6 protein-coding genes, 2 tRNA genes and 3 rRNA genes are annotated in these 12,033 nt (G+C 40.0%); 10 read left to right on the top strand and 1 reads right to left on the bottom strand.

All coding sequences use genetic code 11. The annotated features are described in order from the left end of the window. Positions 1–76 precede the first annotated feature (76 nt). The 6 genes from AABD74_RS10230 (at position 77) to rrf (ending at position 7,487) form a co-directional block, all read left to right on the top strand. Complete coding sequence (locus AABD74_RS10230; RefSeq protein ID WP_406845444.1) at positions 77–1,093, top strand: LLM class flavin-dependent oxidoreductase; 1,017 nt, start codon at positions 77–79, stop codon at positions 1,091–1,093. Positions 1,094–2,171: 1,078 nt separating this feature from the next. Beyond that, positions 2,172–3,685, top strand: a 16S ribosomal RNA gene (locus AABD74_RS10235). A gap of 126 nt (positions 3,686–3,811) precedes the next feature. After that, positions 3,812–3,885, top strand: a tRNA-Ile gene (locus AABD74_RS10240). 169 nt (positions 3,886–4,054) lie between these two features. Beyond that, positions 4,055–4,128: transfer RNA gene (locus tag AABD74_RS10245), tRNA-Ala, on the top strand. Between the two features lie 195 nt (positions 4,129–4,323). After that, positions 4,324–7,205 (top strand): 23S ribosomal RNA (locus tag AABD74_RS10250). Between the two features lie 172 nt (positions 7,206–7,377). Then, a 5S ribosomal RNA gene (gene rrf / locus AABD74_RS10255) occupies positions 7,378–7,487 on the top strand. The 16S, 23S and 5S rRNA genes sit together here with 2 tRNA genes alongside, the layout of an rRNA operon. Positions 7,488–7,692: 205 nt before the next feature. Here the strand turns inward: rrf and AABD74_RS10260 are convergent. Continuing rightward, the gene (locus AABD74_RS10260) at positions 7,693–8,706 is read right to left on the bottom strand and encodes a proline-specific peptidase family protein (protein WP_406845445.1); all 1,014 of its coding nucleotides are present in this window, start codon (positions 8,704–8,706) and stop codon (positions 7,693–7,695) included. A gap of 138 nt (positions 8,707–8,844) precedes the next feature. Between AABD74_RS10260 and AABD74_RS10265 the strand changes: the two genes are divergently transcribed. The 4 genes from AABD74_RS10265 to AABD74_RS10280 all read left to right on the top strand — a co-directional run bounded on the left by AABD74_RS10265 (position 8,845) and on the right by AABD74_RS10280 (position 11,958). Further along, positions 8,845–9,294 carry a PepSY-like domain-containing protein gene (locus AABD74_RS10265; RefSeq protein WP_232680982.1) on the top strand — a complete coding sequence of 150 codons (450 nt, stop codon included), beginning with the start codon at positions 8,845–8,847 and terminating at the stop codon, positions 9,292–9,294. Between the two features lie 81 nt (positions 9,295–9,375). Beyond that, positions 9,376–10,404, top strand: coding sequence for a LacI family DNA-binding transcriptional regulator (locus AABD74_RS10270; RefSeq protein ID WP_406845446.1), 1,029 nt, complete (start codon positions 9,376–9,378; stop codon positions 10,402–10,404). Between the two features lie 83 nt (positions 10,405–10,487). Then, complete coding sequence (locus AABD74_RS10275) at positions 10,488–11,324, top strand: helix-turn-helix domain-containing protein (RefSeq protein ID WP_406845447.1); 837 nt, start codon at positions 10,488–10,490, stop codon at positions 11,322–11,324. 88 nt (positions 11,325–11,412) lie between these two features. Further along, complete coding sequence (locus AABD74_RS10280) at positions 11,413–11,958, top strand: YbhB/YbcL family Raf kinase inhibitor-like protein (RefSeq protein ID WP_232680987.1); 546 nt, start codon at positions 11,413–11,415, stop codon at positions 11,956–11,958. Positions 11,959–12,033 lie beyond the last annotated feature (75 nt).

Consider the following 12,033-nt stretch of genomic DNA (forward strand, 5'->3'; position numbering starts at 1 on the left):
ATTATAATTCTATTAACATTAGAAAATAAAAGGCATCCGTATAAATGAACTAATTTTGCCTATTAGCATTTTTTATATGAAAAAACCAATTTCAGTCTCATTATTAGACCTCGCTATCATTACTCAGGATAGCAACGCTTCAGAAACATTTCAAAAAACAAAAGACATAGCACAATTAGCAGATAATTTAGGATACAAACGGTTTTGGCTTGCTGAACATCACAATATGGCACACGTTGCAAGTACGGCGACAGTTGTTTTAATTGGTTATGTTGCCAGTCAGACAAAAAATATCCGTGTAGGTTCTGGTGGTATTATGCTTCCAAATCATTCGCCTTTAGTAGTTGCCGAGCAATTTGGAACTCTTGAAACACTTTATCCAAACCGAATCGATTTAGGTTTAGGAAGAGCACCGGGAACAGATCAGCCAACGGCAGAAGCAATCCGAAAAGACTTTTTTGAGCAGGCACAACGTTTTCCACAAAACGTAAGCAAACTTCAAGAATATTTTTCAACCGAAAACGCAACAGGAAAAGTGCGCGCATTCCCAGCCGAAGGCTTAAAAGTTCCAATCTGGATTCTAGGATCAAGTATGGACAGCGCGGCTTTGGCAGCTGCTTACGGTTTGCCTTACGCATTCGCTGGACACTTTGCACCAAAGCTGATGATTCAGGCATTTGAATTTTATAGAGAAAATTTTCAGGCTTCAGAATATTTAGACAAACCAAAAGTAATGGCTTGTGTTAATGTCATTGCAGCAGATACAAATGAAGAAGCAGAACTATTGTCTACAAGTTTATATCAAATGTTCCTAAACTTAATTAGAAACGATCGTAAAGGTTTGCAGCCGCCAGTTCCGTCATTAGATGACATCATGAACGAGCAAGAACGTTTCCATGTTAATCAAATGACAGCCGGAACCTTCACAGGAAACAAAGAACAGTTAATAACCGATTTGAAAAAGTTCATTGACTACGCAAGAATCGACGAATTAATGGTTACAAGTCCAATCTTCGATCATCAGGCAAAACTAAAAAGCATTCAAATCACAAAAGAAGCAATCGATAGCTTAAACGAAAGTATACATATATAAGCATACATAATATATAAGTGTAAATTTCATTCTCACAACCCGACAGGTTTTGGAAACCTGTTGGGTTTATTTCTATACATATATATATGTATAACATTATAATTGCGCCCCAATTCTTCGTAGAGGCGCACAGCAGTGCGTCTACGTCCTGTATAAGACGAATTGAATCTCCAAAAAAAATCTAATTCACCCATACCTATATATAGTAATGTCCGGCTGAGCGAAGTCGAAGCCCTTTTGAGTTTGGAATTTAAAAAATTTAGAATTTACTTTTAATGGAGCTATTTTCCGCTATCCGTTCCAATCTTTTATTTTGAACTCCAACATAAAAGGATTTCCACTACTATAGGGGCTGGGGCATGAGTTTCCAGAATAAAATTCCCGAAGGAAAAGACAATCTCAGAAGAAAAAACGAAGAAAAAAAAGAAAACTCTTCGTCTTTGCGTCTCTGCGAGATTAAAAAGAACCCCGAAAAAACCAGACTTCGAGACTTACTGCCTTCGCGGCAGAACCGGACCAAGCAGGGCAAAATGGCTAAAAACCGCAATAGAGATAAAACGATGAAAAAAACTTTGCGTTGTAAAAAACGCAAAACCAGCGGTTTATAAAAAAGATTAAAAATAGTTTGCGAAAAGGCTTGCGTAACTGGAATTGTTGTGTACTTTTGCACCCGCAACAGCGAAAGACGTTCCCTGAAACACTGGCAAGAAATGAAAATCAAAACTGAAAAATTTTTCAGAAAAAAGATTAAAAAAAGCTTGTGAGATTTGAAAATGCTTTTTACATTTGCACCCCGCAAAACACGGAAGTTCATTGAGAGACTGGAGGAGAAATTAAGAAAAAAGAAACGAAAAAAAAGTTTCAAATTTTTTTAAATTTTTCTTGCGAGAAACAAAAAGAAGTTTTAGTTTTGCACCCGCTTTGAGAGACAAGCGGAAAACAAAAAGAAATACGTTCGTAGACATATTGAATTGACAGCCGTTCCGATGCAGATCGGAACAAAAGAATAAGAGTAATAGAATCGGTAAGATTAGAATAAACCACTAGAGGAAGCGTCGAATATATAATATTACAATATACGATGAAGAGTTTGATCCTGGCTCAGGATGAACGCTAGCGGCAGGCTTAACACATGCAAGTCGAGGGGTATATGTCTTCGGATATAGAGACCGGCGCACGGGTGCGTAACGCGTATGCAATCTGCCTTTCACAGAGGGATAGCCCAGAGAAATTTGGATTAATACCTCATAGTATAATCAAGCCGCATGGTTTAATTATTAAAGTCACAACGGTGAAAGATGAGCATGCGTCCCATTAGCTAGTTGGTAAGGTAACGGCTTACCAAGGCAACGATGGGTAGGGGTCCTGAGAGGGAGATCCCCCACACTGGTACTGAGACACGGACCAGACTCCTACGGGAGGCAGCAGTGAGGAATATTGGACAATGGGCGCAAGCCTGATCCAGCCATGCCGCGTGCAGGATGACGGTCCTATGGATTGTAAACTGCTTTTGTACGAGAAGAAACATCCCGACGTGTCGGGACTTGACGGTATCGTAAGAATAAGGATCGGCTAACTCCGTGCCAGCAGCCGCGGTAATACGGAGGATCCAAGCGTTATCCGGAATCATTGGGTTTAAAGGGTCCGTAGGCGGTTTAGTAAGTCAGTGGTGAAAGCCCATCGCTCAACGGTGGAACGGCCATTGATACTGCTGAACTTGAATTATTAGGAAGTAACTAGAATATGTAGTGTAGCGGTGAAATGCTTAGATATTACATGGAATACCAATTGCGAAGGCAGGTTACTACTAATGGATTGACGCTGATGGACGAAAGCGTGGGGAGCGAACAGGATTAGATACCCTGGTAGTCCACGCCGTAAACGATGGATACTAGCTGTTGGGGGCAACTTCAGTGGCTAAGCGAAAGTGATAAGTATCCCACCTGGGGAGTACGTTCGCAAGAATGAAACTCAAAGGAATTGACGGGGGCCCGCACAAGCGGTGGAGCATGTGGTTTAATTCGATGATACGCGAGGAACCTTACCAAGGCTTAAATGTAGATTGACCGTTTTGGAAACAGAACTTTCGCAAGACAATTTACAAGGTGCTGCATGGTTGTCGTCAGCTCGTGCCGTGAGGTGTCAGGTTAAGTCCTATAACGAGCGCAACCCCTGTTGTTAGTTGCCAGCGAGTCATGTCGGGAACTCTAACAAGACTGCCAGTGCAAACTGTGAGGAAGGTGGGGATGACGTCAAATCATCACGGCCCTTACGCCTTGGGCTACACACGTGCTACAATGGCCGGTACAGAGAGCAGCCACTGGGTGACCAGGAGCGAATCTATAAAGCCGGTCACAGTTCGGATCGGAGTCTGCAACTCGACTCCGTGAAGCTGGAATCGCTAGTAATCGGATATCAGCCATGATCCGGTGAATACGTTCCCGGGCCTTGTACACACCGCCCGTCAAGCCATGGAAGCTGGGGGTGCCTGAAGTCGGTGACCGCAAGGAGCTGCCTAGGGTAAAACTGGTAACTAGGGCTAAGTCGTAACAAGGTAGCCGTACCGGAAGGTGCGGCTGGAACACCTCCTTTCTAGAGCCTTAGTGTTAGCTATATGCACGCTGAGGGAAAAAGATGCGAAACCTATTGGTTTTAGTCTGAGATTGTATTACTCTTGCTGTTAATTTAAAAAAAATAATGAAAACTTAAGTAAAACAGAGTCTCGTAGCTCAGCTGGTTAGAGTACTACACTGATAATGTAGGGGTCGGCAGTTCGAGTCTGCCCGGGACTACTTTTTAAGAATTGTTAATTATAAATTATGAATTGTAAATTATAAAAACAACAAATTAAAAACTGAAAACTTAAGAAATAAAGGAAATTCTGGAAGCTGGGATTCACCAAAGAAATTAGATAGGAATTTAAATCTAAAATCTGAATTCTACAATCTAAGATTGAAAAATGGGGGATTAGCTCAGCTGGCTAGAGCGCCTGCCTTGCACGCAGGAGGTCAACGGTTCGACTCCGTTATTCTCCACGATTTTAGTCATAAAGATTAAAGTCATAAAGTCCAAAGTGATTTACTTTAAGACTTTAGACTTTAGACCTTGGGCTAAATAAAAGTTCATTGACATATTGAGATAAGAAAATAATAAGAAAGTAGAAAGCGTTTTTTGTTATTTATAACAAAAAACAAAAAAAAACGGTCTTGTTTTAATTAACAAGATTGGTACAATAAGCAAAATAAGGGCGTATGGGGGATGCCTAGGCTCTCAGAGGCGATGAAGGGCGTGATAAGCTGCGAAAAGCTGCGGGGACAAGCACACATTGATTGATCCGCAGATACCCGAATGGGGCAACCCACTATGTTGAAGACATAGTACACCGATAGGTGGGCAAACCCGCTGAACTGAAACATCTAAGTAGGCGGAGGAGAAGAAAACAAAAGTGATTCCGTAAGTAGTGGCGAGCGAACGCGGATTAGCCCAAACCATTGTTGTTACGGCAATGATGGGGTTGTAGGACCACGACATTTTATGCATGCAGAACCGGAACTGACTGGAAAGTCGGGCCATAGAGGGTGACAGCCCCGTATGGGTAATAAATGTAATAGATAGTGGTATCCTGAGTAGGGCGGGGCACGTGAAACCCTGTCTGAATTTGGCGGGACCATCCGCTAAGGCTAAATACTCCTGAGAGACCGATAGTGAACCAGTACCGTGAGGGAAAGGTGAAAAGAACCGTGAATAACGGAGTGAAATAGATCCTGAAACCATACGCTTACAAGCGGTCGGAGCCCTTTCGTGGGGTGACGGCGTGCCTTTTGCATAATGAGCCTACGAGTTAACGCTGCTGGCAAGGATAAGTGGTTAAGCCATGGATCCGCAGCGAAAGCGAGTCTGAATAGGGCGCTTTAGTCAGTAGTGTTAGACGCGAAACCGTGTGATCTACCCATGGGCAGGATGAAGCTGTGGTAACACACAGTGGAGGTCCGAACCGGTTGACGTTGAAAAGTCTTCGGATGACCTGTGGGTAGGGGTGAAAGGCCAATCAAACTCGGAAATAGCTCGTACTCCCCGAAATGCATTTAGGTGCAGCGCTGAATTAAGTTATATAGAGGTAGAGCTACTGATTGGATGCGGGGGCTTCACCGCCTACCAATTCCTGACAAACTCCGAATGCTGTATAATGTTTCTCAGCAGTGAGGGCTTGGGTGCTAAGGTCCAAGTCCGAGAGGGAAAGAACCCAGACCATCAGCTAAGGTCCCCAAATATATGCTAAGTTGAAAGAACGAGGTTTGTCTGCCCAGACAGCTAGGATGTTGGCTTGGAAGCAGCCATTCATTTAAAGAGTGCGTAACAGCTCACTAGTCGAGCGGACGAGCATGGATAATAATCGGGCATAAGCATATTACCGAAGCTATGGATTTACAAGCAATTGTAAGTGGTAGGGGAGCATTCTAACAGGGCAGAAGGTTTTTCGTAAGGAGAGCTGGACTGGTTAGAAAAGAAAATGTAGGCATAAGTAACGATAATGCGGGCGAGAAACCCGCACACCGAAAAACTAAGGTTTCCACAGCTATGCTAATCAGCTGTGGGTTAGTCTGGTCCTAAGGCGAACCCGAAAGGGACAGTCGATGGCTAACGGGTTAATATTCCCGTACTACTAATTACTGTGATGGGGTGACGGAGTGATGAAAGCGCCGCGAACTGACGGAATAGTTCGTTAAAGTACCTAGCTATAGGCTCTGCAGGCAAATCCGCAGAGACTGGTGAAATACGATAGTACTCGGAGTCTTCGGACAAAGAGATAGTGCGCCTAAGGGCTTCCAAGAAAAACCTCTAAACTTCAGGTAATTAGTACCAGTACCGTAAACCGACACAGGTAGTTGAGGAGAGAATCCTAAGGTGCTCGAGAGATTCATGGCTAAGGAATTAGGCAAAATAGACCTGTAACTTCGGGAGAAAGGTCGCCCCGAGCAATCGGGGCCGCAGTGAAGAGGTCCAGGCGACTGTTTATCAAAAACACAGGGCTCTGCAAAATCGTAAGATGAAGTATAGGGCCTGACACCTGCCCGGTGCTGGAAGGTTAAGAGGAGATGTTATCTTCGGAGAAGCATTGAATTGAAGCCCCAGTAAACGGCGGCCGTAACTATAACGGTCCTAAGGTAGCGAAATTCCTTGTCGGGTAAGTTCCGACCTGCACGAATGGTGTAACGATCTGGACACTGTCTCAGCCATGAGCTCGGTGAAATTGTAGTAACGGTGAAGATGCCGTTTACCCGCAGTGGGACGAAAAGACCCTGTGCACCTTTACTATAGCTTAGTATTGACCTTGGATAAATGATGTGTAGGATAGGTTGGAGACTGTGAAGCGGCGTCGCCAGGCGTTGTGGAGTCATTGTTGAAATACAACCCTTTGTTTATCTGAGGCCTAACCCCATAGTGTGGGGGACATTGCTTGGTGGGTAGTTTGACTGGGGTGGTCGCCTCCAAAAGAGTAACGGAGGCTTCTAAAGGTTCCCTCAGTACGCTTGGTAACCGTGCGTAGAGTGCAATGGCATAAGGGAGCTTGACTGAGAGACATACAGGTCGATCAGGTACGAAAGTAGAGCATAGTGATCCGGTGGTTCCGCATGGAAGGGCCATCGCTCAAAGGATAAAAGGTACGCCGGGGATAACAGGCTGATCTCCCCCAAGAGCTCATATCGACGGGGGGGTTTGGCACCTCGATGTCGGCTCGTCACATCCTGGGGCTGGAGAAGGTCCCAAGGGTTGGGCTGTTCGCCCATTAAAGTGGCACGCGAGCTGGGTTCAGAACGTCGTGAGACAGTTCGGTCTCTATCTACTGTGGGCGTTAGAAATTTGAGTGGATCTGATTCTAGTACGAGAGGACCGAATTGGACAAACCTCTAGTGTATCTGTTGTCCCGCCAGGGGCACCGCAGAGTAGCTACGTTTGGAAGGGATAAGCGCTGAAAGCATATAAGCGCGAAACCCACCACAAGATGAGATTTCTTTTAAGGATCGTGGAAGATGACCACGTTGATAGGCTATAGATGTAAAGGCAGTAATGTCATAGTCGAGTAGTACTAATAATCCGTAAGCTTATGTACACCCTTTTCTCCCGACTACGGTCGGGAGAAGAAACTTTCTAAACAAAAACTTACTTTTCTTTATCTCAGTATGTTAAAATATTAGCTCGACGCAGAGCAGTTGATGGTCAAGAGTTGATAGTTGTTGGAGAAATCCATCAACCGACAACCACAAACCAACAACTAAAAACCTTAAGGTGGTTATTGCGGCGGGGCTCACCTCTTCCCATCCCGAACAGAGTAGTTAAGCCCGCCTGCGCAGATGGTACTGCATCATTGTGGGAGAGTATGTCGTCGCCTTTCTTTAAAGAATCCTCATCATTCATTTGATGGGGATTTTTTTTGTTTTACAGATGTTTTGTCCAGAACCAAAATATTTTCTGGAAATCCTTAGTATCTTAAATTCTCCTTGAGTTCTAATCATAATATATGTATAACGTTCATGCAGAACGATCCTGCGGTTGAAACCGCAGGCAATATTTTACAGGATGTTATGATTTGTTTTTTGCTATATTTTTTTATTGTCAATATCATTAATAAATTGAATTACACCATTCATAAAGACTTTTTGATCATCCCACATTGCTAAATGACTGCCGTTTGGGCAATATAAATAACGTCCTTTTTTGACTAATTTACTTTGTTCTTCCATTGCTTTTGGGTCCATTGTGTCATATTTTGCACCAATCATCAGAGTTGGAATTGTGATTTCATGTAAACGATTTTTAATATCCCATTTGGCTAATCTTCCGCTAATGCCAAATTCACTTGGTCCTTGCATCATAGTATAAATTTCTCCATTTAGATGTTTGTTGGCACGGTTTAATCCGTCTGGCCATTCTTGTAATCGGCATAGATGTTCTTTGTAAAAATTTGGGAGTAATAATTCCATATATCTTGGATTGCTAAAATCTTTTTTAGCTTCTAAAGCTCTTATTTCTGCTAAAATTTCGGGTTTCATTTGTTTTGCTAAAACTTCGTCAGCATATTTTCCGTACTCTGGAGCACTGGCCATCATGTTCGATACTAATAACCCTTTCATATTTTGCTGATATTTCAAGGCATACTCCATTGCAAGTATTCCTCCCCAGGAATTTCCCAGAACATAAAAATTTTCTTTGTCGGCATTAATTGCTTTACGTACTTGTTCCACTTCGTCTACAAATCTGTCAATTGTCCATAAACTGCTGTCTTTTGGCTGGTCACTGTAATAAGACCCTAATTGATCGTATTCGTAAAATTCGAAACCTTCCCGTTGAAAAAATGTTTCAAAGCATTCCATGTATTCATGTGTCATTGCCGGACCTCCATGCAATAGCAGAATTTTTATTTTTGGGTTATTGCCAAAGCGTTTTGTCCAAACTTTAAATTCTCCTGCAGGTGTTTTTATCGGTATCATTTTCACTCCTGCAGATTCAACATTACTTTGATCGTAAGTAAAATAATTGGAAAGATTAGTGTTGTTTTCTTTTTTACAAGATGTAATAAGGAGAATAATTGTTAATGCTAGAATATAACGCATGTGCTTATAATTTAATGGTTTAGACTAAGTTACAAATTATAGTGTATATGTTTTAAAAACTTTAAAAATTTCTTAAATAGATTTGAAGCCAAATTTTCTTGCAGTAAATTAGTGAGACTATACTTAAATAAACGAATTATGAAAAATCAAATATTTTTGGCCATAGCATTGTTCACCATAACAATCTCGGCTAGTGCACAGAAGAAAATAGAAGTCACAGAACTGCCAAAACCAGCACAGGAATTTTTAAAAAAACATTTTAGCCATACCACAGTTGTAAGTGCCAAAAAAGATGCAGAATATGGCGAAAAAGGTTTTGAAGTAAAATTAAAAGACGGAACAGAAGTAGAATTTTGGAAAGACGGATCTTATCGAGAAGTGGATGGTGGAGACAAACCAATTCCAACTGCTTTTATTCCGGATAATATCAAAGCTTATGCTGCCAAAAATCATCCAAACGAAAAAATAACGCATATAGACTATGGACACAAAGATTTGGATGTTGATTTAACAAACAAAATCGATTTAGAGTTTACAAAAGACGGTAAAATTCTAAAAGATAAAAAGAATGGTATAAAAGAAAAATAAATACTTTTATTTAACACCAGTTTTTACGAAAGAACATCTTGAGAGAAAATAGTTTATATTTACATTTCTATTTTTTATTTCATGGAAGAGAATAAACATGTAACAATTTATGATATTGCCGAGCGTTTAAATCTGGCAACATCAACTATTTCGCGCGCTTTAAAAGACCATCACACTATTAGTGATAAAACGATAAAGAAAGTGAAAAAAACTGCCGAAGAAATGGGTTTTGTTCCCAACACTTTAGCTGCGGGTTTACGCGGTAATAAAACCAGAACTATTGGTGTTTTAATTCCAACCGTTACACAGCCATTTTTATCGTCCTTAATCAGCGGAATTGAAATTACGGCTCAAAAATCGGATTATACCGTAATTATTATGCAGTCACATGACTCTTATGAAGAAGAAGTAAATATGGCTAAATCCTTATATAGCAATCGTGTAAGCGGTGTAATTTGTTCTTTGGCAATGGAAACCAGAGATACGGCACATTTTCATCAGTTTTCAAACAATAATATTCCGCTAGTATTTGTTGACAGGGTTCCTAAAGATTACAATACTTTTAGAGTTGTTATCGATAATTATACAGCAGGTTACAAAGCAACAAAACATCTTATTGAGCAAGGCTGCATTCGTATTGCACATTTAACTGCCGGTTCAGAATTAGGTAATCTGTACAATGAAAGGAAAAGAGGATATATAGAAGCTTTAAAAGATCATAATATTTCCGTAGAAGAAGAATTGATTATTAATTTGAATTCTGTAACCTACGAAGAAGGAGTAAAGGCCAGCAACGCTTTATTTGATCTAAAACCAATGCCAGACGGATTATTTGCTCCCGGAGATATTTTGGCCGTAAGTGCTGTGCAGACAGCTAAAAAAAGGGGCATTAAAGTCCCGGAAGAATTCAAAGTAATCGGTTTCAATAACGACCCCATTTCGCAAATTATAGATCCTAATTTGTCGACTATAACCCATCCTGCCGAAAAAATGGGAAAAGCAGCAGCAGAAATTATTATCAAAAATTTGAAATCATCTAAAAACGATGATGCAAAAGAAATTACATTCTTAAATACAGAAGTGCTGGCAAGAGAATCTTCTCAGAAATAAATTTAACGCAATTCTAATTATGGCATATCAATTCGTTTGTAATTTGGTAAGCTATTATATTCTTATTTTTTAGAATACAAATTATGAAAACAATTACAATTCCTGATGAAATGAATTTAGAAAAAGCACAGTTGGTGCATGTTGTGGATTACAATAGTTCTAAAGATGTTTCTAAACAACAGATTATACTAAATCAGAATATCATTAGTTTTCTTATTGAAGGAACGAAAGAAGTTATTTTCGATAATGCAGCATCATCTATAGATCCTTCTAAATTTATAATAATGAGATCCGGAAATTGTTTGATGACTGAAAAAAAGATTTCGGAAAATTCAAATTACAAAAGCATACTTTTATTTTTCTCTAATGATACAGTAAATAACTTCATTAGAAAAATGGAATTAGAGAGACATGAATCAATAGTGTCAAAATCTGTTTATGCTTTTGATTATGATGAGTTTATAAAACGTTTTGTAGACAGTTTAGTTGATATTTTCCAACTTTCGGTAACAGTTCAGGGAAAATTGCTTGAAGTGAAGTTTGAAGAAATAATGCTTTATCTAACTGATAAATATGGAACTGATTTTCTTTATTCTCTTGTGACAAACGGCGACCATACTGCTCAAAAATTCATTCGTACTATAGAAAACAGCCATCTCAGCAAACTAACTGTAAAAGAATTAGCATTTTTGTGTAATATGAGTGTTTCAACTTTTAAAAGAGAATTTGAAAAATATTATTCAGAATCTCCTATGAAATGGTTTCAGAATAAACGACTCGAGCATGCACATTATTTACTGAGTCAGGAAAAAAGCCCTTCCGAAGTTTATTTTGAAGCCGGTTACGAAAACTTTTCAAGCTTTAGCCAGGCTTATAAGTTAAAATACGGTGTTACGCCCAGAGATCACAAAAAAGTCTGAACTTTTAGCAACAGTTTTTGATCCTTTCTCTAAAATTTCTTTGGCATCGCCGAACTTAAATTTGCTTAAAATTTTAAAAAGTAGTAAAATGAAAAAGCTAAATTTAATTTTGGTGTTGTCACTAATTTTTACAACAACAATTTTTGCCCAAAAAACATTTACCTTAACCAGTAAGGATTTAGGTGGAGAAATCACTAAGATTCAGGAATTCAATGGATTTGGATGTTCGGGAGAAAATCAATCTCCAGAGTTGTCATGGAAAAATGCTCCAGAAGGAACAAAAAGTTTTGCCATCACGATGTACGATCCGGATGCGCCAACAGGAAGCGGATTCTGGCATTGGATAGTTGTTGATATCCCGGAAAATGTAAATGAATTGGTTACTAATGCTGGAACAAAAAGCAATTTAATTCCAAAAGGAGCTATTCAAAGCATTACAGATTACGGTATTAAAGGATTTGGAGGTCCTTGCCCGCCGGAAGGTCACGGATTTCATCAATATATAATTACTGTTTATGCATTAAAAACCGATAAATTGGGAACTAACGAAAATACAAATCCGGCTGTAGTTGGTTTTAATCTTTGGAATCAAACCTTGGCAAAGGCGAGTATTGTTGCCTATTACAAACGATAAAATCAAATTTATAATATCTAATTTCAGGATTTAGAGTCTGAATTCAACCCCGTTAAAGCAGGATAGTTTTTATAA

This window comes from Flavobacterium soyae (assembly GCF_045348165.1).
In the GTDB taxonomy this organism is placed as follows: domain Bacteria; phylum Bacteroidota; class Bacteroidia; order Flavobacteriales; family Flavobacteriaceae; genus Flavobacterium; species Flavobacterium soyae.